This is a genomic window from Streptomyces sp. 1-11 (assembly GCF_007176755.1).
Taxonomy (GTDB): Bacteria; Actinomycetota; Actinomycetes; order Streptomycetales; family Streptomycetaceae; genus Streptomyces.
Map to the genome: position 1 here is coordinate 272,999 of NZ_BJTV01000005.1, position 24,646 is coordinate 297,644.

Sequence of the window (24,646 nt, forward strand, 5' to 3'; positions counted from 1 at the left end):
ACTACGAACCCAACGTTCGAGCAGAGCTCGCCGGTCACTTTGCGATCCCCCGCGTGTGGCGAGTCTCAGTCTAGTGATGGTTCGCTTTCGGTGCTGCGCTGCCTAGGGAGACTAACGGGTTCGGCGGCATTCTCATGTGTAGTCGAGTGAACGCCCCAAGGGAGCGCTCGCACGACTCCGACGGTTAGATGGCGACAGCGAATCCTTTGATCCAGCCATTGAGAAACAACATCAGACGACAGAAATTTCTGAAGTTCAATGCAGTCTTGTCTTTCTTGTGAGCGTGGCTTGATGATAATCAGATGATTATCTACGGCAATTGGCTCACTCCCGGTGATGAGTACTCCAGCAGCCCTCGCGCTGCCGCCGGTGCCGGGCCCTGGCCTTGACGTTCTGCGAACCGCTACAAAAGGCGGATTGACCAAGCGACCTGGATACCTACGGGTGCGTGAAAGCTTATACCCTGAGTCAATGGAAATAAGATCCCGGGCGGTCAAAAAGGGAACCTCGGGCCCTTTATGTGCGTCCCTGTTGTCGACCACTGGTCCCACGCGTACTTCGAAGTAGTCATCTAGGCGACATTCTGTGTCCGGCTCATCCCACCAAAGTCGCTTAGGTGAAGCGGTTGAAGACTTGCGGGTACGCGCTCCCGAGAGCATGAAAACGTCAACGTCTGTGTATTGGTCGAACTGCCCATAGACCGATATTTTGCCGACATTCAGGTATTGCTCGACTCTGGTACGCCACGCCTCATAGCGTGTTCCGCTTCGTAGAACGTCTGGCAAGACGGCGTGTAGTTGCTGCCCTACTGATAGGGCCCGGGCACCAGCCAGCACAAACAAGGCCGCTTGTGAGACGGCGCCACTGGACCAATCATGAGAGGCGTCTACCTGCACCGAGCCGTATGGCGGATTAAGCAGTAGATGTCCCTTGAAACCCCTAGCGGCGTCCAGAGCTGCCAGGCCGTCCGCAACCTTGACTCTTGTGAACGCGTTTGCGCCTACTCCAGGCATGAATTTCTCGGGCCGACCCTCACGGTGGTGCCGATCAGCGGCTGCAAGGAACAGTCGAAGGCGTGCGGCCTCGACGAACTGCTCCTGTAGGTCACAACCACGCAGTAGGCGTCCCCATCGGGCCAGGGTGACTGGTAGCGATTGCGCTGTCGGCAGGTGCTGAGTGACAGCAAGAAGTAGATCGCCAGCGCCACAAGACGGGTCCCAGAAGCCAGTTGCGGCCTCAGCGCCGGCGTCTGTGACCAGGGATGTGAACGCATCCCGCACCTTGCCACCAGTGAAGAAGGCTCCCTCTTCGCGCCGAACTTGCAGGGGCACGAGGGCACGTAGCTGCTGAGCGGCCTGCCCGTTCAGAGCTAACTGAACGTCCTGCTCAATCCCTCTCCAAGCACCGCGGCCGACGTCCGACGCGAGCAGCCGAAGGTGGTGGGTGAACGTTGCGTAGCCAGTGGTTCCCAAGGGCTCGTCCTCTCGACAGCGTCAACTAGCCTTGCGCACACTGGCAGTGACGATCAGTTGACAGTATTCTGCAGCAGACGGGACGGCGAGGGGAACTTGGGGGCCGGCCCAGCCCAGAGGGGGGACGAGTGAGCACTCACCTGCGCTTTGCTACGGAGATCCTGACTCGCCTCGGTGAGGAGCTCATCCCACACCCAGACCTAGGTGTGATCGAACTTGTCCGGAACGCGTACGACGCTGATGCCTCCCGATGCACGGTCACCCTGCACAACGCGGTAGACCCCGGCGGCATACTCGTCGTTGAGGACAACGGCGACGGGATGACCGAAGCGGAGATCCGCGACGGATTCTTGATCATCGGTAGGTCGCCGAAGGTGTCAAAGCCCTTGACACGGGACGGTCGGCGCAAGGTTGGTGAGAAGGGGCTTGGGCGCCTCGCTGCGTTACGCCTCGGACATCGCGTTGAACTCATCACCCGGCCTCGCAGCCAGCCGGGTGTAGCTCACGTACTGCGCATCGATTGGGCAGCGTACGAATCTGCGGCTTCCGTCGACGAGGTCGAGCTGGCCATAGAAACCGTACCAACCAAGCAGGGGCCGGGAACTAGCATCACCATCCATCGGCTCCGGCATGGATTCTCCGAGACGGAGATGGAGCGCCTAGGGCGAGCGATGCGCTTGCTCACTGGTTTTTTCGATGACGAGAATTCCGAGTTCACGGCCATTCTCGACGCGCCACAGTTCAAGCGCGTCTCTGAAGGCGTGAGTCGAGGATTTTTCGATGAGTGCGAGTATAAGCTCGTAGCGCGTCTTGATGAGAATGGTCAAGCTTCGGCTAATCTCTACAACTGGAAAGGTGAGTCCATAGCTAGCGGTGATCACGGGGAAGTTGCCTTGACAAAGGATCGAGGCCACTTCCGGGTTCCGATGATGTACCAGGCGCCGTCGGCAACCTTTGAGCTCTGGATGTTCACCCTAAATAAGGAATCATTCGAGCATCGCCAATCCATGCGGAAGCACACAGATCTTCGTCCGTGGCTTAGGATCGTCGGTGGTGTGCATCTGTTCCATCGTGGGCTTCGTGTGCATCCGTACGGCGACCCAGGGTTCGACTGGCTGGAACTAAACCTTCTCAGGGCCCGCAGTCCCGAGTTGAGGCCGTCGACGAACACGAGTGTCGGACGTGTGTGCATAGATGACCCTGAAAACCTGCTGATTCCTAAGACTGACCGCATGGGGTTCCAGGAGAATGCGCCGTTTCTGGAGCTTCGTGACTTCGCCGCCCGGGCAACCGATTGGGCTGCGCGAGAGCGTCTTCGTCTGCGCGAAACAAAGCGCACGGGCGGAACAGCTATGGCACGAAAAGAGAACGAAGAGGCCACGCGTAAAGTCGAGGACGTTCTACAGGCACTGCCGCCAACCCAACGTCAACAGGTATCAGATATCGTCAGCACGCAAGACCGACTCATCAAGGAGCTCGAGCGAGATCGGCTCCTGTACCGCTCGTTGGCGACCGTTGGTATCAGTACCGCCGTCTTTGCCCATGAGTCCATTGGGTCAGCAGGCGGTCTGGGTCAAGACCTGGAGACTATCGAGCGTAGGGCACGAGCAGCCGTTGGCGCCGAGCTTTACGAGGACCGAATCCACAAGGTGTTGTCGAGGGCCCGTAATACAGCGGCGTCTATTCACTCCTTTGCAAAACTGCCCCTCAGGATGCTCCGCAGAAACAAAAGGCGAGCTAAGGTCGTTGACATCAATGACTCGTGTCGTGAGTTCGCCGAAATGTTCGAGGGGTATCTAGCAGACTGGCACATCAGGCTGGATCTGGACCTTTGCACTGAGCCGGCCAGGGTGCTTACACCCGCCTCCGACGTTGAGTCGATCTACGCCAACTTGGTGATCAACGCGGCACGATCCTTCAGTCGAGCCACTGATACAGCGCGGGAGAGAGTCGTCCTCATCCGAACGCGCGCAGAACCGGCAAGGATCTCGATCGAGGTCGCCGACTCCGGTCCCGGTATATCCGGCATCTCGCTAAAGGATATTTGGCTCCCAGGCGAGGGTAGCAATGCGGACGGGACTGGTCTTGGTCTCACCATCGTGAAGGACATCGTTGCAGACTTGCATGGCAAGAAATCCGTTCTCGATGATGGTGAAATCTCAGTTGAAAAGAATGGCGAACTCGGTGGAGCCTCATTCAAGATTCTTCTTCCGAGGCATGCAGAATCTGCGCCCCAGTCATAGCGAGGTATAAGTGGCGCTCGGCGACAAAACTTCCCCTGTAGCGGTATTAGACGATCGAGAGGACGACCTCGAGCGTGCCTGTGATCAGGTGGAAGATCTCGACCTCTCGGTCTTTTCGGTGCTGCTCCGCGGACCTAGAAAGATGGATGAGTTACTGGACTATCTTTTGGCGAAAGGGTGCGGCGCTCTGATCTCCGATCACCGCCTGCACCCTCGCGGTGGCGTTGACTTCGATGGTGCCCGGCTCGTAGCCAGAGCTAATGAGCGAGGGCTGCCTGCGATTCTCTATAGTGCTTACGTAGAGGATGACGAAGCAACCAGTATCCGAACTTGGCGGTACGGAATTCCGCGGATCGTCAAAAAGGGCCCGGGCTCCACGGGAGAAATTGCGCAGGCGCTCCGCGTTGCCGAAGAAGAGGCTACTGGGCACCGCTCCTTGGAGCGCAGAGGGTTCCTTACCCCTATCACTGTAGTTGATGTCCATGACCACATCGGTCGTCCTACGCTCGACGTGACAGTTACGGCTTGGAGACCCGACGTTCCCGTCACGATACCGATTGCTCTCCTGCCGCCACAGTCCCGAGTAGGCTCTACCTCGCTTATCGGAAAGATCTACCTAGGTGAGGTCAACTTTTACGCGGAACATGAGTCTGATCTCTTTTTCAAGGATCTTAGGCTGGCGCCTGTACCCCCTTCCGGGTGGAGGGGAGAATGATCATTTCGCAATTGCATACCCCGACGACTGCGGCCCCTGATAGCTCGGTGGAGGCGGTCATTCTGGACGTAGGGCATGGGAATTCGACCATCTTGCGCGATGGTGCTAGGTGCGTAATTGTTGACGCCAAGTCCGACAAGTTGCTTTACCAGGCACTAATAGACTCGGGTATTCACAGGATCGAGCATCTGGTTCTGTCGCATGCTGATACCGACCACATCGCTGGTGCGTTGCGACTGCTTCCGAACAGTGATTTCGAAATTGGTACGGTCTGGGCTAACTCTGACAGCACTAAGGATTCGAAGAAGTGGAGTGAACTACTTGCCCTCCTCGCGGCCCTCGCAGACGCTGGCGTTTGCAAGGTTCGCATAGGAATAAGCAATGCTGACGGAAATGAGCTTTCTCTCGATCGAATTGGTATCGAGGTGGTTCACCCGACACTTCGTGATATCGGGCACGGCCCTGGCGCTGCTGGCAAAGTTCGTCCGGAAATCACGACCAATGGCATGTCTGTTGTCTTGCAGGTGCAGATAGATGGGCGGCCAGCTCTCTTCCTGCCCGGTGACGTTGATGCTGCAGGTTTTCGTCAAATCCTTAGCAGAAAGCAGTTGGATGCTGCGCCCGTACTGGTCTACCCACATCATGGTGGCCATAGCGGGTCTGTCCTTGAGGCAGACTTTGCGACCAGCCTCTGCGACACGTTGCAGCCTGAGGTAGTGGTCTTTTCGATGGGGCGGGGCAGCTATGAAAACCCGTTGCGTGAAGTTGTCGAATGCATTAGAGACAACTTTCCGGCTATTCGGCTGGCGTGCACTCAATTAGCGCGTCGATGTCACCCGAACATCCCGGCCCAGCGAAGCTTGGCGCATCTGGCGGGACAGCCTGCGGCCGGACGCGCGTTGGGTAGCTGCTGTGCGGGGTCAATCCGAGTCCGAATAGTGGCTGATGGTCTAGAGATTGAGCCGAACCTCAGTGCGCATCGAGCGTGGGTCGAAAAGCTAGAAGCGCCGATGTGTATCCCCAGGGGTAACGTGCCTAACCAGCGTGTTCAATGAGCAAGGCATGGAGGTCGGTGGAACGGGTTTGGTCGGTGGCCTGCCCGGTCTGGGGCCGAGCATGATCAGGGGGCCGTACGCTGGTTGGCAACTCGGGCAGGCTTTGGGCCTGACCGCAATGTGCACGAGTGGCCCCCTGGTTTTGCTCGACGCGGGACCCGGACCGGGGAGGTGGCTAAAGCCGTGGAGCCGACCGGCCCTAGCCACGACGTACCCCTTCTCTGACGTCAGGTGACTGAACGCTGTGCGCGCGGCACGGACGCCGGCCGGGCTGGAGCGGGACGAAGGCAGGAGCGCAGGCCCGGCCGGGGGCTGGGCCGCGCGCGGTGAGCGGAGCGAACCGCCTTGACGGCGTCAGCGAGGACGTCTTGCATGAGGTCACCCGCCGCACACCTGGCTTCCACTCCTGGCAGGATCCGCACTGGCTCGTCCACTGCCAGGATGCGGCGGCCTTCGTGGGCGAAGTCGGGTACGCCGGGCTGGCGGCGCATCCGGAAGCCCTCGACCAATTGCGGGCCGACATGCGCATGGAGAGCTGGCACGACGAAAACCAGCTCGAGCACTTCTTGAACCACCTGGGCGAGGGTGCGACTGCCATGCTCTTCCGTTGCACCGCCTGTGGGGCCCACCTCGCCTACGCGGACGCATCCTGAAGATCGTCTGCCTCGGCGAGTCTGCGGTAGCCGATGAGGCTGCAGGCGACAGTGGCCGCCCCCGTTGATGTCAGAAGTGGATGTCAAAGGCCCCGGACCATGATCGGTCCGGGGCCTTTGCGCTGGTGCCCCCGGCAGGATTCGAACCTGCGACACCCGCTTTAGGAGCGAGGTTGGAGGACCCTGGGCTTGACCTGGAATCCCTGTCTTGGGTGGCGTAGGGCCGTGCGCACCCTGGGGAACCTCGATTCCCCGTAAGTCCCCGCCCGTTCTGGCACGGAAGTGGCACACCCCGCGGCCTCCTCGATGCGAACTATGGGCGAGATGGCCGCTGAGGTCTGCTCAGCAGGTCAGCCGGTCGTCCGGGGCCAATGGTAATCGGGTGTGGTCACGGTGGTTGCTGTGCTTCGCTGCCGTACAGCAACCGCCCCATGGTTCGCCGCACGATCTGGCACGGACCTGATACACGCCTGCGCCTCCTCAAGGGACGGCGTCTTACAGGTACGACGAGCCGGGCCGCTGGTTCTGCGCGGCCTGGTCCATGCGCTCTTCCTTGCTCAGCGGGCGGTACAGCCAGGCCGCCGTGATGGTCGCCGCCAGCATCACGACCCACATCAGCATGGCGGCCAGGTTGTCCGGCCCGTTTTTGTGGGTCTGCGGCGACAAGGACAGAGCCACCAGAAGCGCCACCTCAGCCACGGTGAACACGGCGGCCAGGGTGCTGTCGCTGGCCTTCTTGGTCTTCAGAGCCCGCCACACGAACGGGAAGAAGATGAACAGGCTCAGAGTTCCGATGGGCAGCAAGCCCATGATGATCTGGGCCTTGCGAGAGTTCAGTCCCATGATGACGACCCCCCTGGTCATTCAGTGAACGGCGCCCCGACCTGATGCCGGGGTGCCAGGTGAGCGTAGTTGCCGACGACCCGTCAGAGGTTGCCTTCCTCCAAAGCGAGGCAGTCCTGGTACCGCAGCGGGCGATCAGTAGCCGAAGAAGTGAAGGGCCGGGTCTCTGACCTGCGGCCGTGTGATCGACCACTGTTGCGACCTGCGACTTATCTGTCGGTCGTTGTCAACGTTGGTCGTCGTCGGCCGCCCTCGGACGGCCCATGGACGGCCCAGCGTCGGCCGTGCATGGGCACGCCTGGGTTTCGGCTACTTGCCCAGCAAGGCCAATGCGGTGATTAGGCTGGCTACAGCACTGATCATTGCTGCCAAGCACACAGGGTGCTTCCATGCCTCGCGGGTGCGGGGAGTCGGCTCCTCGGTTCCATGGTCGCGGTGTTCGCGGTGCAACGCATTGCAATGCAATGCGTTAGGGGGTACGGTACTCGAGACAGTTGGTCCTATAGAGTGGCGGCTATGGCCGTCCATGTGGTGCCTCCTTATATCGAGTGACCCGCAAGGCGATGGTTGTGGAAGGCTAGCCGCCAAGCGGGTCGTCGGTGTGCGTGCAGTCCGGATACTGTAGCAGTGTGGACGCCGCAACTTACGTGCGTTCCTCAGTACTTGTGGCTTGCGTGTGGCCGAACTGCTTGGAGACGGTAGCAGCGCCGCACCCGCGTCCCAATCCGGCCATCGGACAGGCGCTCACTTCCGGCAACGAAGCGTTTGGTGTCAGGCTGGCTTTCCCGGGGCGGCATTTCTGGTGTCGGTGCTGGATACCAGGTCAGGGTGTAGCTACAAACCGTAGTCACTGTGTAGCTACAGCGTCCTCGCCAAGGTTGGCCGGAAAACTACCTGTGTAGCAGGTTGGGGATTGGGTGCGGTTCGTCCCGCTACCCTCAACCCGCCACTCTCCCCAGCTCCCATCCCGTACGCCGTCGACCCACACATCGTGGAGCGGGCGTGGTTCCTGGCGTCCAGGTGGAGCGCGCCACTGTACGAACGACCTGGACGCCAGGGGCCGCGTCTGCTCGGCTCTGCCTGGGTCGATGGTGTGCGGGATGGGAGCCCCCAGCATCCGCCACAATGGACCCGCGGTCGGCGACGGCGCCCTCTCCACCCCGGTGCCGGCCGATCCCCCGCCGGAGGCACTGTGTTGACCGTGGCCGCGCTATGCGGTGATCGACTCATGGCCACCGGCCCTATCCACCAGTGGGCGCGCGTCGGCGCAGCGCGGGCGGAGCGGGCCGGAGGCAGGAGCGGCGCCCGCAGCGGAGCCGGGAGCGCGCCCGGCGGAGCGGAGCGCAGCCGGGGCTTGATGAGGTAGAGAAACCTGTAACTGGATCGCTCGGCGCTCGGTGCGATTCGCTCCTGCGTGCTTAGTCCCATGGTCACGGACGTGGCGTCGAGTCCTCTTCCAGAGCCTTGAGCACCGAAGTGGGATCACCGTTGTAGAGGACGTGGGGCTCGTCCGGCTCGGGCGGCACGAACCGGGTTCGGTAGCGCAGCAGGTCGCTTTCAGCGAAGAAGATCGAGTTCGGGTCGGCTTCGTGGAGTGCGTTCCGTTTGCTCACGCGTGACCACAGCTCTTCGTGGCTTGCCTCCAGGTAGACCACCACCGAAGTCGCACCGGCATCGGTCGCGATCGATCGCCACCGTGCGCGGTCCTCCGGTGTCCAGAAGCCGTGATCGACCACCACGTCATGCCCGGCCCGAAGCTCCTCGCGGAGCTCCACGGAGATCTCTTCGAGGACAGGGCGCTCCAAGGTCGGAAACGTTCCCCGAGGAAAGTCGACCCCGTACACGCCGTGTCGGCGGAACATCTCCTCGTCCGGGCACAGCCTGACGAAGCCGTGGGCAACAAGGGCACGCGCCAGCGTCGTCTTGCCCGAGCCGGGGAGACCTACCATCAGGACACAGAACGGCCGTCGGGTCTCGTTGGGGGCCGTCACTGGGTGACTTCCGATTCCGTGCGCCATGTACGGCCGGGGCCTCCAAGGTCTACGCCGTACTCCACGACGTTGCCGTCTCTGTCGACGAACTTCGCCGTCATCACGACTACTGGCGCAGTCGGCGGCTTGGAGGGGTCCAGCTCCAGGAGCTCGGCGTCCTCAGGTGTCAGCAGGCGCGCCGACGCGGTGTCGATTCGCTGAGCGATCGGTCGGCCTGTGGCTTCCGTGATGAGCTGTAGTGACGTGCCCCCGGTCAGTCGGTCGCTCTTGGCCAACTGCGGGATCAGCTTGAGGTACCGAGCAGGAATCCACGACGTGGAGTGGGCCACGATGCCGTGTCGGTCGCGGTACACGCGACAGCGCCTGATCACATCCGAGCCGGGCTTGATGTCCAATGCCTGCGCTACGTCCGCGGGCGCCGGCACCACTGCGGCCTGGTGGGAGTCGGACCGTTCGCCGGAACCCCAACTCGATCCGGTACGGCGTCCTCGGTCTTGCCGCTGCGACCCCGAAGACATCGGGCCGGGCCGGTCCAGTACTTCAGTGCCGATCCCGTGGATGCCCCTGACGAGCCCCTCATTGCGCAGCTTCCTCAGGGCCTTCTCGGCTGTCGCGGTACTGACCTTCCACTCCTGCGAAAGAGTCTTGATGCTCGGCAAGAGCGTGCCCGGCTCAAGCTCGCCGGACGTGATCTGCGCCGCGTAATGGGCGGCAATCTGCGCGTACGGCGCTCGGTTGTCGGCCTGATCCGACATCTCGTCAGCTCCCTTTGAAAAGTGCATCAGTTGCCTAGCGTACCGCTTGACACCCTAGGGTGCCCTAGGGAACCTTAGGGATGTACCTGACGGTCCGTCTGGCCTGTAGGTACGTCCGGCACCACACGCCTACCCCAAGGGCGGCGCTCATCCGCCAAGAAGAATCGCCGCCCCTGGGCCCCTCAAAGGGAGCTCCATGATGCCTTCCTCTCCCATCCGAGTGCACCTCTCGCTCCAGCGGGCTTGCCCGGCTTGCTTAGAGGTGCGGTGCGCTGACCCGGCAGAGTGCCTGTACTTCCTGACCTCCCGCCCGTGGGGTGACTGCACCGCCTGTGACGGCACGGGCTGGGCCGGTGAAGAGGCCCCGCTGGAGATTTTCTGTGGCTGGTGCGACGGCTCGGGCCTCAACGAGTACTCGCCCGGCGGGATCACCTCAGCGCAGATCAGCGACCGTGCCAAGGAACGGCACGCGGAGTACGTCGCCCGCCTGACCGCGCTCGTGTCCCCGGCCCCCCTGGCGGTGGCCGCGTGACAGCATTCCCTGTCGCCCCTGAGGCCGTGGCTAACGCTGCGGCCTCTCTGGGCACGGACCCGATCACCCTGGCTGACTTACTGCGGGTGGCGAACTCGCCAGGCTTCGACCGCTGGCAGGAACAGATCCGCCGTACCGGCGGCTGCGCGCATCCGATCCGCCTGCGGGGCGAGACGGTCACCCGCGACCGCGTGACCGGTGATGTCCTGTACTCGTACAGCACCGAGCAGGAGCCGGGCGGCATGCTCCGGGTCGCCTGCGGCAACCGGCGAGCCTCCCGCTGCCCGGCCTGCGCCTGGACCTACGCCGGAGACACCTACCACCTGATCCGGGCCGGGATCACAGGGGATGAGCGCAAGGACGTGCCCGGGACGGTCCGGGAGCACCCCCGCGTCTTCGCCACCCTCACCGCCCCGTCGTTCGGCCCGGTCCACAACCGGCCCGACTCCGGCCGCTGCCGCTGCGGGAGCTCCCACGCCGAGGACGACCCGGCCTTGGGCACGGCCCTGGACCCGGACCGCTACGACTACGCGGGCGCGGTGCTGTGGAACAACTACGCCGGGGACCTGTGGCGCCGCTTCACCATCTACCTGCGCCGCGAGATCGCCGCCCGCGCAGGCCTGACCCAAACGGCGTTAACCGAGGTGTGCCGGGTCTCCTTCGGGAAGGTCGCCGAGTTCCAAAAGCGCGGCTCGGTCCACTTCCACGCCGTGGTGCGCCTCGACGGTCCGGACGGCCCCGACTCGGCCCCGCCGGCATGGGCCACGGTCGCTCTCCTGGACGACGCCATCACCGCTGCCGCCGCTCGCGTCTCCGTTCCCGTGCCCGCCTCCGGCGACCACCCGGCCCGCACCTTGCGGTGGGGCTCCCAGGTAGACGTGCAGCCGATCGGCGCTCTCGGGCACGAGGAACTGACCGAACAGGCCGTGGCCTCCTACGTGGCCAAGTACGCCACCAAAGCGGCCGAGACCACCGGCACTGTCGACCACCGCATCGGGGAGCTCTCCGAACTCGACCGCCTGCCGCTGCCCGCCCACACCCGACGCCTGATCGAAGCCTGCTGGGACCTGGACGACACCTACCCGGAACGGCTGCTGGCCCGGTGGGCTCACATGCTCGGCTTCCGCGGCCACTTCTCCACCAAATCCCGCCGCTACTCCACCACCCTCGGCGCTCTGCGCCAGGTCCGCGCCGACTACCGCGCCCGGCAGGAACGCCGCGAACGCGGGCTTCCCGAGGACCTCGACGACACGGAGGGCTCCACACTCGTCCTCGCCCACTGGACCTACGCCGGGCAAGGCCACACCCCCGGTGAGTCCTGGCTCGCCGCCACGATCGCGAAGGAGATCCGCCTGAACCGAGAGACAGCACGCGAAGCCCTGGCCGAGTTGTCCGATCTGGAGACGGAGGGGGAGTGGTGACTGTGGATCGACTCCTGACCGTTCAACAGGTCGCGGAACTGCTGGGTACGAGTGTCCGCTTTCCCCGACGTCTCATCGAGGAGCGGCGGATCGTCTTCGTCAAGGTGGGGCGGCACGTCCGCATTCCTGAGAGCGCCGTATCCGCCTACATCGCCGAGCACACAGTTCAGCCGGTGGTCGTCCGACCCGGAGTGCTTAGGAGGGCCGCCTGATGGCGAACAAGCGGGGCAAGCGGCGTCGCTTCGGTTCGGTTCGGCAACTCAAGTCCGGACGCTGGCAGGCTCGTTACCGTGACCCGAATACGGGCCAGCTCCGGAGTGCCGAGGAGACGTACGCCACCAGGACCGACGCTGAGGTGGCGCTGTCCCTCATCGAGTCGGACATTACCCGTGGCCAGTGGTCCGACCCCGATGCAGGCAAGGTCCGCTTTGGTGAGTACGCCACGACGTGGCTGAAGGACCGCAAGCTTGAGGAACGCACGCGTGAGCGTCATGAGTCAGCGATCCGGCTGCACCTCCTGCCCGACCTTGCCGAGCTGCCGCTGGCGTCAATCACGACGGCTCGGGTTCGGGCCTGGCGCACGGAGTGCCTGAAGCGGACGGGCGAGCCAACGGTCGTCAGGGCCTATCAGGTCCTGCGGGCCATCCTGAATACGGCCGTGGATGACGAGCTGATCCGACGCAACCCGTGCCGGATCAAGGGGGCTGACCGCTACGACGTGCCGGAACGGCCAGTCCTCACTGTGGCGGAGGTGTACGCCGTAGCTGAGGCCATCGCGCCGCGTTACCGGCTGCTCGTCCTCCTGGCCTCCTTTGCCGGACTGCGCTTCGGGGAGCTGGCGTCGCTCCGCCGGCGGGACGTGGACTTGGCCAGTGCCGTGGTCACTGTCTTGCGCTCGCAGGCAGAGATGCAGACAGGAGCCCTCTTCGACAAGGCACCGAAGTCCGCCGCCGGTGTTCGGACGGTGGCCTTTCCTGCTGAACTCCTGCCGGACGTAACGCAGCATCTCGACGCCTACGCGGGTCCCGGCCGTGATGGTCACGTCTTCCTCGGCCCCAGGGGTGGTCAGTTGCGGCGGAGTAACTTCCGGGACGACTGGATCGCGGCTCGTACCAAGGCAGGCATCACGGCAGACGTGCACTTCCACGATCTTCGCCACACCGGCAACACCCTCGCGGCATCTGGCGCGAGTCTTCGCGAGCTCATGACCAGGATGGGGCACAGCACGCCTCGCGCGGCGCTGATCTACCAGCACATGGTCAACGGCCGGGACCGTGAGATCGCCGATCGGCTCGGCTCGATGATCCGGAAAGAGCGGGGTGACGTGGACTCGTAGTGGACTTTGTGGCACGGGTGTGGCACGGCTGTGATCACAGCAAAGGGCCAGTTCCAGAGGATCACCCCTCGGAACTGGCCCTTCATCGTGTGCCCCCGGCAGGATTCGAACCTGCGACACCCGCTTTAGGAGAGCGGTGCTCTATCCCCTGAGCTACGAAGGCGCGGTACTCGGTCCACAGGGTACCGGATCAGGGTGGGGCCGTGGTTCAGGACGGGGGGACGTGGGTGAAGCGGGATGCGGTGTGGAGGTCGGTCTGGATGTGGTCGGCGGTGGTGCGCAGGGCGGGGAGCAGGTCCGTGACGCAGTTCTCCAGGGAGCGGCGGGCCGCGTGCGTGGCCACGTTCACCGCGGCGACCACCCGGCCGGTCCGGTCGCGTACCGGTACGGCGATGGAGCGCAGGCCCGACTCCAGTTCCTCGTCGGCGAGGGCGTAGCCCTGGGCGCGGACCTCGGTGAGGGCCGGGGTCAGGTGGCCTCCGGCGTCGGCGAGCAGGACGCGTCCCAGGGAGGTGCCGGCGGCCGGGAGGCGTGCGCCGACCGCGATGTCCACGGTGAGGACCCGGCTCGCGCCGGCCCCGGCCGTGTACTGGATCTCCGTTCCGCTGCCCGGTGCCAGGACCGCCAGCGCCGTCGGCTCGTGGAGCAGGTCGGCGAGGGCTCTGAGGTGCGGCTCGGCGAGGCGGGGGAGCGTGGTGCGGGACAGGGGCGGGAAGCCCAGGTCCAGGACGCGGGGCGTCAGGGTGAAGGTGCGGGGGTCGGGGCCGGCGGCCACCAGGCCCAGGTGCTCGTACGTGATCAGCGCCCGACGGGCCGTGGCCCGGGCCAGGCCGGTGGCCCGGGCCACCTCGGTCAGCGGCAGCGCCGTACGGCCCTCGCCGAACGCGGTCAGTACGGTCAGCCCCCTGGCCAGGGACTCGATGAACTCGCGGCCCAGTTCGTGCTTGGACGCCGTCGTCCAGGCCGCGAGGCCCGAGGGCGCCGGGCCCGGCTGCGGCGGGGGCGCCTGGCGCAGGTCGGCCTCCATGGCCGCCACCGCCGTGCGCAGGCGGGGCAGCAGGGTGGTGCGCAGGGTGGCCGCCGTGTGCCGGCTGGTGTGGCTCACCACGCTCGCCACGCACGCCGACCGGCCGGTAGCCGGGTCCCGCACCGGAACGGACACCGCGACCAGCCCCGGCTCGATCAACTGGTCGTCCACCGCCCAGCCGTGCCGGCGGGCCTGTGCGACCCGGGCCTCGAAGTCTTCGGCACCGGGGGCGGGTTGGGGCGGGACGGCGGGGAAGGACGTGTTCGCCGGGTCGCCGGACCGGCGGCTGCTCCAGCGCGCCCAGTCCGCCTGGTCCCACTCGGCCGCGAACAGCGCGCCCGGTGCGGTGCGTTCGGCCGGGAGCAGGTCGCCGATACGGAAGCTCACGGACATCGCGCGGCGGCGGGTGGCCTGGTGGATGAAGCGGATGCCGTCGAGATCGGCGACCGCCAGGGACACGGACTCGTCCAGCTCGTCGGCGAGGGCGTCGGCACGGGCGTCGAGCAGGGCGGGCAGGCGCAGCGCGGCCAGGTAGGCGTTGCCCAGCTCCATCACGCGGGGGGCGAGGACGACGTCCCGGCCGTCGGGGCGGACGTATCCCATGCGGGCCAGGGTGGCGGTGATCCGGTCGACCGTGGACCGGGCGAGCCCGGTGGCCCGTTCCAGCGCGCTGGGGCTGAGCGTCCCGCCCGCATCGGTCAGTTGCCGCAGTACGGCGATCCCGCGCATCAGCGGCGCGACCGCCTCGGCCGGCGGGCCGGGCACGGCATCCTGGTCCAGTGCGGTGTTCGGGGGCATCGGGTCGGTTCTCCGGTCCGGTACGGCGTACGGCGTGCGTGGTGCGGGGGTACGGGAACGCCTACGGTAAACCGCCCGGCGCGGTGCGGTGCCCTGTGCGCGGGGTGGAGTGCGGTGCGCTGCGCGCGGGGTGAGGTGCCTGCGCGTGGGAGGGCGTCGTGCAGCGCGGGATGGGGCGGGGGGGGGAGAGAGAGTGCGGCGCGTGGTGTGCCTGTGCCTCGCGTACGGTGCCTGTGCGGTGCCTGACCCGCCTCGGGGAGCGGCCGTTTCCTGTCGGCCCCGCTACCGCCGGGTGACCCGTACCTTGAAATCCCCGTCGCTCCCCGTGGCCCGCACCTCGACCGTGATGCCGTGCTTCGGGTCCTTGAAGGACTGGCCGCTGGTGAACGGGGCGTCGGAGAGTTCTGCCTGGACGTTGGGGCTGCGGGTGCAGCCGCCGCTGTGGCGGTGGGCGTCGTAGACCGTGATCGGGCCGCGTCCCGTGTCCACGGTGGCGTCGACCTTGTATATGAGGATGCCGGGTTCGCACACGGCCTCGTCGTTGCCCCCCGGCGCGCGGAGTTCCAGGGCGTACGTGGTCCGCCCGTCTATCGGTATCAGCACCAGCTTCCCGCCGCCCGGCCGGTACAGCGGTGTCAGGGTGTAGTCGGTGCGGCCGGGGCGGGCCGCGCAGCCGACCTGGGCGGCGTCCAGCCAGCCCAGCTTCCACTTGTGCCAGCCGAGGAGGTCGTTGTTGACCCCCCAGTCCTCGCTCATGATGTCCCAGTGGCCCACCGCGGAGCCGCCCTCCTGTGTGTAGAGGTCCGGCAGCCCGAAGGTGTGGCCGTTCTCGTGCGGCAGTACCCGGTAGCCCGTGCGGCCGTAGGAGCCGGAGCCGTCGTCCTGGCGGGAGTAGACGAAGGACGCGTTGGCCACGACGACGCCGTCGGCGACCGGGGCGTCGGAGTTGCCGGCGAAGGTCACGGACAGCACCGTGTCCAGGGCGGAGGGGCCGGCGTTGGGGGTGACCAGCACGTTCAGCAGGTCGTACGAGCGGAAGTCCACGTCGGGGTCGGCGGCGGCCACCATGTCCTGCACGAGCTGGCGGTAGCCGGGGTCGAAGGGCGCGCCGCGCTCTATGCCGTACGCCTTGAACGGTTTCGGCATGCGCAGCCAGCCGGATATCGGGGTCTCGGGGCGGTAGTCGAGCCGGCCGTACGACGCCGTGCGGAACCATTCCTGGGTCTGCGGGAAGAACTCGTGGAAGCGGTCGAGGGCGCTGCCCTTCCCGGGGGCGTCGGAGAAGTCGATCATCAGGGTCAGGGCGCGGACCGTGCCGGTGGAGCGGGAGTAGCCGACCTGTGTGGGGACGCCCTCGGTCATCTGCACGTCCATGCCGCCGCGGATCATGCAGGGGGAGAGGGCGGAGGAGCGGGTCAGTCCGGCCGGCCCCGCGGTGGAGGACGCCGTCAGCTGCCCGGTGCCCGCCGAGGTGCTGACCGCCAGGGTCAGAACGGTCACCGAGGTCAGGGCGACCGCCCGGCGCGGGCGTATGCGGCGGCGGGGCGACGGCGGCTGCATGCATGGACCTCCCGCTCCACGGCAGCCGCGGGTTCGGACGACTGCACCCTTGTGATCACCCTCGGCGGAGGGGCCGGGGGGCGCGCGCTGGAGGAGCCGATCGTGGGAATCCCGGCGGCGGAAGGTGTGAGCCAGGTCACGAAGAAGTTTCCGGCGCGGGGGAAATAACCGGGGACCCGCTCCCCGTTTAGACCTGTGTCCGCGCGAAACGGGGAACCATTCCCCGGATCGCGAGAGTCACCCAGACCAGGAGTACGCCGTGCAGACCTCCCTCCCCGCGCCGCGCAAGGTGTCCCGGCCCCGCGCCGACGCCCTGCGCAACCGGGAGCGGATCGTCACCGCCGCCCGGGAGATGTTCGTCGAGCACGGCCCGGACGTGCCGTTCGACGAGATCGCCCGCCGGGCCGGCGTCGGCAACGCCACGGTGTACCGCAACTTCCCGGACCGCGACGCCCTCGTCCGCGAGGTCGTCTGCTCGGTCCTCGACCGGACCGTACGGGTCGCCGAAGAGGCGCTGTCCGAGAGCGGCGACGCGTACGAGGCGCTGGAGCGCTTCGTGCACGCCTCCGCCGACGAGCGGCTCAGCGCCCTGTGCCCGATGGTCACCAGCACGTTCGACCAGCACCACCCCGACCTCGAAGCCGCCCGGGAGCGCGTCGAGCGCATCGTCGAGAGGCTCATGGACCGGGCCAAGGCGGCCGGGCTGCTCCGCACCGACGTGGGTGTCGGTGACCTGATGGTCGCCGTCGCCCAGCTCAGCCGGCCGCCGGCCGGCACCGCCTGCTGCAGCGTCGACCGCTTCGCCCACCGTCATCTCCAGCTCTTCCTGGACGGGCTGCGGGCTCCGGGCCGCTCCGTCCTGCCGGGCACGGCCGTCACCATGGAGGACCTCCGCCAAGCCTGACCGACCTGACCGACCAGCACAGCCCGATCGATCAGCCCGACCGGATCAGCCGACCGATCGGCCCGACGAGATCAGCCCGACCGATCAGCCCGGCCGACAGGCAGGGCGGACCAGCCCGGCCGATCGCCCCGGGGCCGCGCGCCGGCCCCGGCCCTCAGCACGCACCGCACTCACAGCGTTCACAGCACCCCGAAGCACTCCGAGCTTCCGGCCGTCGCCGCCGCCGTCGCCGTCGTCGCGCCGTCCGATACCTACGTCTTTTTCCGTCACGCAGTCCCGAAGTGGGTACCTCCATGTCCGAAACAGCCCTCAAGGCTCCCGGCCTCACCGCGCCGCGCGGTGACGCCAACCGCTGGAAAGCGCTCGTCTTCATCGCGCTCGCCCAGCTGATGGTCGTCCTCGACGCGACCATCGTGAACATCGCCCTGCCCTCCGCCCAGACCGACCTGGGCATCTCCGACGGCAACCGGCAGTGGGTCGTCACCGCCTACGCCCTCGCCTTCGGCGGTCTGCTGCTCTTCGGCGGCCGCGTCGCCGACCTGTGGGGCCGCAAGCGCGCCTTCGTGCTGGGTCTGGGCGGCTTCGCCGCCGCCTCCGCGCTCGGCGGCGCCGCCACCACCGGCGCGATGATGTTCGGCGCCCGCGCGCTGCAGGGTGTCTTCGGCGCGCTGCTCGCTCCGGCCGCGCTGTCCCTGCTCGCCGTGATGTTCACCGACGCCAAGGAGCGCGCCAAGGCGTTCGGCATCTACGGCGCGATCGCCGGCGGCGGCGGCGCCGTCGGTCTGATCCTCGGCGGTTTCCTCACCGAGTACCTGGACTGGCGCTGGACCTTCTTCGTCAACGTCCCGTTCGCCGTGGTCGCCGCGCTCGGCGCCTGGTTCGTCGTCCGCGAGCCGGAGGGCGGCCGCAACCGCTCCCCGCTCGACGTCCCCGGCGTGGTCCTGTCCAGCCTGGGCCTGTTCGCGCTCGTCTACGGCTTCACCCGCGCCGAGTCCGACGGCTGGGGCGACACCGTGACCGTCGCCATGTTCGTCGCGTCCGCGGTGCTGCTCGTCGCCTTCGTGCTGGTCGAGTCCCGGGTCAAGGCGCCGCTGCTGCCGCTGCGCGTGGTCACCGACCGCAACCGCGGTGGCATCTACCTCTCCCTCGGCCTCGCGATCATCGGCATGTTCGGCCTGTTCCTCTTCCTGACCTACTACCTGCAGGTCGTGAAGGGCTACTCGCCGGTCAAGACCGGCTTCGCGTTCCTGCCGATGGTGGCGGGCATGATCACCGGCTCGACCCAGATCGGCACGAGGCTGATGACCCGGGTCCCGGCCCGGCTGCTGATGGGCCCCGGCTTCCTGGTCGCCGGGTTCGGCATGCTGCTGCTGAGCCGGATGGAGATCGGCTCCTCGTACGCGACGCTGCTGCTGCCCGCGATGGTGCTGCTGGGCCTGGGCATGGGTACGGCGTTCATGCCGGCCATGTCCCTGGCCACCGCCGGGGTCGAGCCCCGGGACGCCGGTGTCGCCTCCGCGATGGTCAACACCTCGCAGCAGGTGGGCGGCGCGATCGGCACCGCCCTGCTGAACACCATCGCCGCGTCCGCGAAGACCTCGTACATCAAGGACCACATCGCCGGCGCGGCCACCAAGCCGCAGCAGCAGCTCGTCGGACTGCAGGGCATGGTGCACGGCTACGGCACGGCGATCGGGTTCGCCGTCGGCATCCTGGCGCTCGCCGCGCTGATCGCCTTCACCTTCGTCAACGCCGGCCGCCCGGGCTCCGCCCCGGTCGCCTCCGGCGAGGGCGTCGAGGACGAGGTGCCGGTGCCGGTGGTGGCCCACTGACCGGCCGTACACCGGACCGCCCGGGGTTGCGCCGGGTGGTCTAGCGGAGCCAGGGCAGGTCCGCACCCGCTTCATCGGGCTGGAGGCCCTCGGCGACGATCTCCATGATCTCGCCGAGGGCCTTCTGCTGTTGCGGGGACAGCCGCTCGAACAGCGCCTGGCGGACGGCTCCCACATGGCCGGGCGCGGTACGGGCCAGCACCTCGGCGCCCTCGTCGGTGAGGACGGCGAACTGGCCGCGCTTGTCGGAGGGGCAGTCCTCGCGGCGGACCCACCCGTTCTTCTCCAGCCGGGCGATGGCGTGGGAGAGCCGGGACCGCGTGATCTTGGACTTCATCGCCAGCTCGGTCATCCGCAGCCGGCGGCGCGGCGCCTCGGCGAGGCCGACGAGGAGGCCGTAGTAGATGTGCGGCATGCCCGCGTCACGCTGGAGCTGCCGGTCGAGGTGGTCCTCGAGCAGGGTGGTGGCGTGCAGGTAGGCGCGCCAGACGCGCTGCTCCTCGTCGGTGAGCCAGCGGTGCCGGCCGGCGGAGTCCGTTGCCGTGTTCATGTGTCCCACTGTACGAAGCATCTCCTTGAAACTTGAACAAGTCGGTCGTACGCTGTAGTCGTAAAGCTTGAGACTTAAAGCACCCTGCGGGGTGCGTCTCACAGGGACCGAGTACCGGGAGCCGCCGCCATGTCCGCCGCACCGCAGGAGACGTCCGCTGCCGGGCGGGAGCGCATGCCCGCCCTGTACCTCAGCCACGGCGCCCCGCCGCTCGCCGACGACCCCGTCTGGCCGGGCCAGCTCGCCGCGTGGTCGGCCGGTCTGCCGCGCCCCAAGGCGATCCTCATGGTCTCCGCCCACTGGGAGGAGGCCCCGCTCGCCCTCGGCGCCGTCGAGACCGTCCCGCTCGTCTACGACTTCTGGGGCTTCCCCGAGCACTACTACCAGGTGAAGTACGCCGCCCCCGGCGCGCCGGAACTGGCCGAATCCGTGCGCAAGCTGCTGCGCGCCCCCGGCATCCCGGTCCAGGACATCCCCGACCGCGGCCTCGACCACGGCGCCTACGTGCCGCTCGTCGAGATGTTCCCGGCCGCCGACATCCCGGTCCTGCAGATCTCCATGCCGACCCTCGACCCGGTCCGCCTGATGGACATCGGCCGCAGGCTCGCCCCGCTGCGCGACGAGGGCGTGCTGATCGTCGGCTCCGGCTTCTTCACCCACAATCTGGCCGCCCTGCGGCACGTCGGCGCCGGCGTGCCGACCTGGTCCGCCGAGTTCGACGACTGGGGCCGCCGCGCCCTGGAGAGCAGGGACTGGGACACCCTGCTGGACTTCCTCCACAAGGCCCCGGCCGGCCGCTACGCCCACCCGCGCACCGAGCACTTCGCCCCGCTCTTCGTCACCATGGGCGCGGCCGAGGCGGGCGGCGAGCTCGACGCCCAGAAGTCGGTGATCGACGGATTCTGGATGGGACTGGCCAAGAGGTCGCTGCAGTTCGGGTGAGCGCGCGCGGGAGCTACGCGGAGTCGGGGAGGGCCTGGCCGAGGCCCTTCTCGTACCAGGCCACGTCCCAGTAGCGGCCGAACTTGCGGCCCACCTCCCGGTAGGTGCCGACGTGCCGGAAGCCGAAGCGGGCGTGCAGCCGCCGCGAGGCCTCGTTCGGCTGCGCGATGCCGGCGTAGGCGCGGTGCAGGTCCTCACCGGCCAGCGCCTCGAAGAGGGCACCGTAGAGCAGGGTGCCGATGCCGCGGCGGCCGGCGTCCGGGGCGACGTACACGGTGGTCTCCACCGAGGTGGAGTACGCGGGCTTCGCGCGGTAAGGGCTGGATGTGGCGTACCCCAGAATTCGCTGTGAGCCCGCCGCCGTGGCAACCATCAGGCGGTACGGGCCGTCTACCGGGTGGGAGAGCAGCCAAGGGCGGCGCTCTTCCGCGGTGAAGACCGCCGTGTCGAATGTGATGGCCGTCTCACGCACATAGTGGTTGTAGATCTCCGTGAGGACGTCGAGATCCCCCTCGACCCCCGGCCTGACCTGCACCTCTTCATGTGCCGACGGCATCACGCCTCCCCGTGTGGCCGACAGGGTACTGCATGATCAGAAAAATTGAGGGGCGGGTTGGGAATTCTGTCCGGATTGCAGTCGTTGTTTCCCACGGATGCAGGGCACCCGAGGAGAGTCCCAGGAGTCAGATCCACGAGACAGATCCGTTCGATGCCGAGCGTTCAAGGACCACCCGCCAGCCCACCATCGCAAGGGAGCACGCATGGCAACCCGTGCCGTCGCCCGTCGTAAGTCCGCCACCGGCGAGACGGCCGACAGGGCAGGCAGTGTTCGCGCCCACGCCGGCGAGATCGCCGACCGCGACCTGGTCGGCATGTACCTCGACGAGATCGCACGTACACCGCTGCTCGACGCCGCCAAGGAGGTCGAGCTGTCCCAGACCATCGAGGCGGGTGTGTTCGCGCGGCAGGTCCTCGACGGCGAGGAGGAGTCGAAGTCGGACGCCACCCGCGAGGAACTGCAGGCCCTGGTCGACGCCGGCGAGCGGGCCAAGGACGTCTTCATCCGGTCCAACCTCCGCCTGGTCGTGGCGGTGGCCCGGCGCTACCCGCGCAGCGGCCTGCCGCTGCTCGACCTGGTCCAGGAGGGCAACGCCGGCCTGGTGCGCGCCGTCGAGAAGTTCGACTACCGCAAGGGCTTCAAGTTCTCGACCTACGCCACCTGGTGGATCCGGCAGGCCATCACCCGTTCCATCGCCGACCAGTCCCGCACGATCCGGCTCCCCGTCCACCTGGTGGAGGAGCTGGGCCGCATCCGCCGCGTCCAGCGCGAGTTCAACCGCGAGCACGGGCGCGAGCCGGAGCCCGCGGAGATCGCCGCCGAGCTGGGCTCGACGCCGGAACGCGTGACGGACGTGCTCGACTGGTCCCGTGACCCGGTCTCCCTGAACATGCCGGTGGACGACGAGGGCGAGACCCAGTTCGGCGACCTGCTGGAGGACACCTCGGCGGTCTCCCCGGAGCAGTCGGTCCTCACGCTCCTGCGCAGCGAGGAACTGGACGACCTGATCGGCCGCCTGGACCAGCGCACGGCCTCCATCATCAAGATGCGGTACGGCATCGAGGACGGCCGTGAGCGCACGCTGACCGAGGTCGGCAAGGAGCACGGCCTGACCCGCGAACGCATCCGGCAGATCGAGAAGCACGCGCTGCTCGAACTGAAGAGGCTCGCCCGTGACACCGGGTTCGACGCGGCGGCCTGACCGGCCGGCGCACGACCGCGCGCCCGGTGGCGGAAGACGGCGCGAACATGGCGCGGTACCGTCGCTTCAACTCCGGGGCCGGAGGGAAAAACCCTTGCGGGCCCAGGAGTCGGACGCGAGGACCGAGGGGCCGCACTCCCAGCGCAGTACCCACCCCCACATGTCGCACGACGAGCGCGTGACAGGCAGCACCGTACTCACCGCGTCAACCGAGTGAGCCACGTTCCGACGTCATCCCCCCCGGCGTCGGAACGTTCCAGAGCCGGGCCCCGGCGCCTACCCCCCCAGGCGCCGGGCCCGGCTTCATGCTGGATCGGCGGGCCACCCCGTACCTGAACCCCGGGGTGGCCCGCTCGAATGGCAGATTCTGCCACACCGGCATAGCCTGCCGAGGTGAGCACCCCCAGTAACACCGGCAACACCGCCCACCAGCCTGTTTCCGCCACCGCCCCGATGTCCCTGACCGAGCGACGCAAGGCGGAGACGCGCATGGAGATCGCCCGCGCGGCGGCCGCGCTCTTCGTGCGCCAAGGCCTGCGCGCCACCCGCGCGGAGGACATCGCCCAGGCCGCGGGCATCGCGCCGCGCACCTTCTACCGCTACTTCGCCTCCAAGGAGGAGGCGGTGGCGCCGCTGTACGCCGCGGGCGCCGAACTGTGCATCCAGGCGGTGCGCGACGCCCCGGCCGGCCTGTCGCTGCCGGAGGCGATCCGCCACGCGGTCGAGCACACCCTCAGCCCGGACACGCGGGTCTCGGCTGCCTCCTGGGAGTGGGTCCGCACCCTCATCCGGCTGGCCGACGCGAGCCCTGCCCTCGGAAAGGTCTGGGCCGAGGTCTGCCGGACGTCCGAGTACGCGCTGGCGGAGACACTGGCGGAACGGCTGTCCCGGGCGGGGGCCACGGGGACCACGTGGGCCACGGGCGCCATGGGGGCCACGGGGGTTGCCGAAGCCGCGGATCCTGTCGGAGCCGCGGGGTCCGCCGACGCCGCGGAGCCTGCCGGAGCCGCCGGGTCCGCGGGGTCCCTGGGGTCAGCGGGGGCCGTGCGGTCCGCCGGGGACAACGTTGCCCGGCCGGCGGCGATCCCCCCGCGACTCCGTCTCACGGCGGCGGTGGCCGGCGCGGCGATCCGTGTGGCCGTGGAGTCCTGGGCCGCCACCACCTCCGCGCCCACCGGCCCCGACGGCCCGGCGGCCCTGGCCCTCCGGAACCTGACGGCCCTGCAGAACTACGCCTGGCCCGGGAACCCGGCGTGACACTGGGCGCGGGCCCCCGGCCGAGGGCCCGCTCACCCCGACCCCGCCCGGCTCAACCGCCCGCCCAACTCCCGCACACAGGACACGAGTTCCTCCGGCCCCCGGACCGTGAACTCGCACCCCGCCATCGCCAGCCGTAGCGCCAGCCACTCCACCGGCTCCCCGCTCGTCCCCCGCAGCACGCATCCCCCGCCGTCGTCCGCCTCCGGCACCCCGGCCCACTCCGGCAGCCGCGCGGCCACCTCCCGCGCCGTCCCGGCGAACCGCACCTCGAAGGCGTAGGTGTCCTGGGTCCGCCGGATCGACCGCCGCAGGTACTCCGCCGCGTCCCCCTCCGGCAGCTCACGCGGAGCGAACCGCGCTCCGGTGGCGAACGGCTCCCGTACCCGGTCCACCCGGAACGTCCGCCAGTCGTCCCGCCCGAGGTCGTACGCGACCAGGTACCACCGCCGCCCCGTCGACACCAGCCGGTGCGGCTCCGTCAGCCGGTGCGACTCGCCGCCCTCCTTGTCCCGGTAGGCGAACCGCAGCCGTTCCCGCCCCGCGACCGTCGACGCCATCACGGTGAGCGTCCCCGGCGCGATGCTCGGCCCGTCCCCGCTGGTCAGCGGCGTCGTGGCGGCCTGCAGTGTGGACACCCGGTGGCGCAGCCGGGCCGGCAGCACCTGCTCCAGCTTCGCCAGCGCCCGCACCGAGGCCTCGTCCACCCCCTCCACCGCGTGTCCGGCCCCCGCCCGCAGCCCGACCGCGATCGCCACCGCCTCCTCGTCGTCCAGCACCAGCGGCGGCATGGCCTTGCCCGCGACCAGCCGGTATCCGCCGTCGGCGCCCTTCGTGGCCCGCACCGGATAGCCCAGTTCACGCAAACGGTCGATGTCCCGCCGCACGGTTCGGCGGGACACGTTCAGCCGGTCCGCCAGCTCGCCGCCGGGCCACTCGCGCGGCGTCTGCAGCAGGGACAGGAGCTGGAGGAGCCGGGCCGGCGTGTCCGTCGTCATGC

The 24,646-nt window shown here is 67.6% G+C and carries 21 protein-coding genes, 1 tRNA gene and 1 pseudogene; 13 read left to right on the forward strand and 10 right to left on the reverse strand.

The window, feature by feature from the left end; translation table 11 throughout:
* The first annotated feature begins 1,600 nt into the window (after positions 1-1,600).
* The 3 genes and pseudogenes from TNCT1_RS13150 to TNCT1_RS36935 all read left to right on the forward strand — a co-directional run.
* Positions 1,601-3,715, forward strand: a complete 2,115-nt coding sequence (locus TNCT1_RS13150) for a sensor histidine kinase (protein WP_143631082.1) — start codon at positions 1,601-1,603, stop codon at positions 3,713-3,715.
* Between the two features lie 10 nt (positions 3,716-3,725).
* Positions 3,726-4,430, forward strand: a complete 705-nt coding sequence (locus tag TNCT1_RS13155) for a hypothetical protein (protein ID WP_143631083.1) — start codon at positions 3,726-3,728, stop codon at positions 4,428-4,430.
* Positions 4,427-4,735, forward strand: a pseudogene (locus tag TNCT1_RS36935) (MBL fold metallo-hydrolase); the annotation flags it as partial. The gene TNCT1_RS13155 and the pseudogene TNCT1_RS36935, both read left to right, overlap by 4 nt.
* Before the next feature lie 12 nt (positions 4,736-4,747).
* Here TNCT1_RS36935 and TNCT1_RS36280 read toward each other — a convergent pair.
* Positions 4,748-5,083, reverse strand: a complete 336-nt coding sequence (locus tag TNCT1_RS36280; RefSeq protein WP_235902563.1) for a hypothetical protein — start codon at positions 5,081-5,083, stop codon at positions 4,748-4,750.
* 728 nt (positions 5,084-5,811) lie between these two features.
* Here TNCT1_RS36280 and TNCT1_RS13165 point away from each other — a divergent pair.
* A complete protein-coding gene (locus TNCT1_RS13165) occupies positions 5,812-6,138 on the forward strand; it encodes a CbrC family protein (protein WP_143631085.1) in 327 nt (108 codons plus the stop codon).
* Positions 6,139-6,633: 495 nt separating this feature from the next.
* Here the strand turns inward: TNCT1_RS13165 and TNCT1_RS13170 are convergent, their stop codons facing one another.
* From TNCT1_RS13170 to TNCT1_RS13180, 3 genes are all read right to left on the reverse strand, one after another.
* Positions 6,634-6,981 carry a hypothetical protein gene (locus TNCT1_RS13170; RefSeq protein WP_143631086.1) on the reverse strand — a complete coding sequence of 116 codons (348 nt, stop codon included), beginning with the start codon at positions 6,979-6,981 and terminating at the stop codon, positions 6,634-6,636.
* 1,430 nt (positions 6,982-8,411) lie between these two features.
* A complete protein-coding gene (locus TNCT1_RS13175) occupies positions 8,412-8,972 on the reverse strand; it encodes an ATP-binding protein (RefSeq protein ID WP_268894168.1) in 561 nt (186 codons plus the stop codon).
* Positions 8,969-9,727, reverse strand: coding sequence for a GntR family transcriptional regulator (locus tag TNCT1_RS13180; RefSeq protein ID WP_143631088.1), 759 nt, complete (start codon positions 9,725-9,727; stop codon positions 8,969-8,971). The genes TNCT1_RS13175 and TNCT1_RS13180 overlap by 4 nt, the downstream gene beginning before the upstream one ends.
* Before the next feature lie 262 nt (positions 9,728-9,989).
* Between TNCT1_RS13180 and TNCT1_RS13185 the strand changes: the two genes are divergently transcribed.
* From TNCT1_RS13185 to TNCT1_RS13200, 4 genes are read left to right on the forward strand one after another with little or no spacing between them, the layout of a single operon-like run.
* On the forward strand, positions 9,990-10,259 hold the full coding sequence (locus tag TNCT1_RS13185) for a hypothetical protein (RefSeq protein ID WP_143631089.1): 270 nt from the start codon (positions 9,990-9,992) through the stop codon (positions 10,257-10,259).
* Positions 10,260-10,285: 26 nt separating this feature from the next.
* Positions 10,286-11,680, forward strand: coding sequence for a replication initiator protein RepSA (gene repSA, locus TNCT1_RS13190; protein ID WP_143631090.1), 1,395 nt, complete (start codon positions 10,286-10,288; stop codon positions 11,678-11,680).
* Positions 11,674-11,892 carry a helix-turn-helix domain-containing protein gene (locus TNCT1_RS13195; protein WP_174266271.1) on the forward strand — a complete coding sequence of 73 codons (219 nt, stop codon included), beginning with the start codon at positions 11,674-11,676 and terminating at the stop codon, positions 11,890-11,892. Before repSA ends, TNCT1_RS13195 begins: the two co-directional genes overlap by 7 nt.
* Entirely contained in the window at positions 11,892-13,016 is a 1,125-nt protein-coding gene (locus tag TNCT1_RS13200; RefSeq protein ID WP_143631092.1) for a site-specific integrase, read from the forward strand. Before TNCT1_RS13195 ends, TNCT1_RS13200 begins: the two co-directional genes overlap by 1 nt.
* Positions 13,017-13,106: 90 nt before the next feature.
* Here the strand turns inward: TNCT1_RS13200 and TNCT1_RS13205 are convergent.
* The 3 genes from TNCT1_RS13205 to TNCT1_RS13215 form a co-directional block, all read right to left on the reverse strand.
* Positions 13,107-13,179, reverse strand: a tRNA-Arg gene (locus TNCT1_RS13205).
* Positions 13,180-13,224: 45 nt separating this feature from the next.
* The gene (locus tag TNCT1_RS13210) at positions 13,225-14,841 is read right to left on the reverse strand and encodes an IclR family transcriptional regulator C-terminal domain-containing protein (RefSeq protein ID WP_143631093.1); all 1,617 of its coding nucleotides are present in this window, start codon (positions 14,839-14,841) and stop codon (positions 13,225-13,227) included.
* A gap of 282 nt (positions 14,842-15,123) precedes the next feature.
* Positions 15,124-16,401: a M6 family metalloprotease domain-containing protein gene (locus TNCT1_RS13215; protein ID WP_143631094.1), complete on the reverse strand. Its 1,278-nt coding sequence runs from the start codon at positions 16,399-16,401 to the stop codon at positions 15,124-15,126.
* A gap of 259 nt (positions 16,402-16,660) precedes the next feature.
* Here TNCT1_RS13215 and TNCT1_RS13220 point away from each other — a divergent pair, with 259 nt between their 5' ends.
* Positions 16,661-17,305 (forward strand): TetR/AcrR family transcriptional regulator, encoded by a 645-nt coding sequence (locus tag TNCT1_RS13220; RefSeq protein WP_143631095.1) that lies wholly within the window; start codon positions 16,661-16,663, stop codon positions 17,303-17,305.
* A gap of 293 nt (positions 17,306-17,598) precedes the next feature.
* Complete coding sequence (locus TNCT1_RS13225) at positions 17,599-19,137, forward strand: MFS transporter (RefSeq protein ID WP_143631096.1); 1,539 nt, start codon at positions 17,599-17,601, stop codon at positions 19,135-19,137.
* 40 nt (positions 19,138-19,177) lie between these two features.
* On the opposite strand, the gene TNCT1_RS13230 is transcribed toward TNCT1_RS13225, so the two are convergent.
* Entirely contained in the window at positions 19,178-19,687 is a 510-nt protein-coding gene (locus TNCT1_RS13230; protein WP_143631097.1) for a MarR family winged helix-turn-helix transcriptional regulator, read from the reverse strand.
* 129 nt (positions 19,688-19,816) lie between these two features.
* On the opposite strand from TNCT1_RS13230, the gene TNCT1_RS13235 reads away from it, so the two are divergent.
* Complete coding sequence (locus TNCT1_RS13235) at positions 19,817-20,629, forward strand: dioxygenase (protein WP_235902566.1); 813 nt, start codon at positions 19,817-19,819, stop codon at positions 20,627-20,629.
* Between the two features lie 13 nt (positions 20,630-20,642).
* Here the strand turns inward: TNCT1_RS13235 and TNCT1_RS13240 are convergent, their stop codons facing one another.
* The gene (locus TNCT1_RS13240) at positions 20,643-21,185 is read right to left on the reverse strand and encodes a GNAT family N-acetyltransferase (RefSeq protein WP_143631098.1); all 543 of its coding nucleotides are present in this window, start codon (positions 21,183-21,185) and stop codon (positions 20,643-20,645) included.
* Positions 21,186-21,390: 205 nt separating this feature from the next.
* Between TNCT1_RS13240 and TNCT1_RS13245 the strand changes: the two genes are divergently transcribed.
* Positions 21,391-22,389: an RNA polymerase sigma factor RpoD/SigA gene (locus TNCT1_RS13245; protein WP_143631099.1), complete on the forward strand. Its 999-nt coding sequence runs from the start codon at positions 21,391-21,393 to the stop codon at positions 22,387-22,389.
* Positions 22,390-22,878: 489 nt separating this feature from the next.
* Positions 22,879-23,646 carry a TetR/AcrR family transcriptional regulator gene (locus tag TNCT1_RS13250; RefSeq protein ID WP_143631547.1) on the forward strand — a complete coding sequence of 256 codons (768 nt, stop codon included), beginning with the start codon at positions 22,879-22,881 and terminating at the stop codon, positions 23,644-23,646.
* 32 nt (positions 23,647-23,678) lie between these two features.
* Here TNCT1_RS13250 and TNCT1_RS13255 read toward each other — a convergent pair whose 3' ends face one another.
* Positions 23,679-24,644, reverse strand: a complete 966-nt coding sequence (locus TNCT1_RS13255; RefSeq protein WP_174266272.1) for a YafY family protein — start codon at positions 24,642-24,644, stop codon at positions 23,679-23,681.
* Positions 24,645-24,646: the final 2 nt, after the last annotated feature.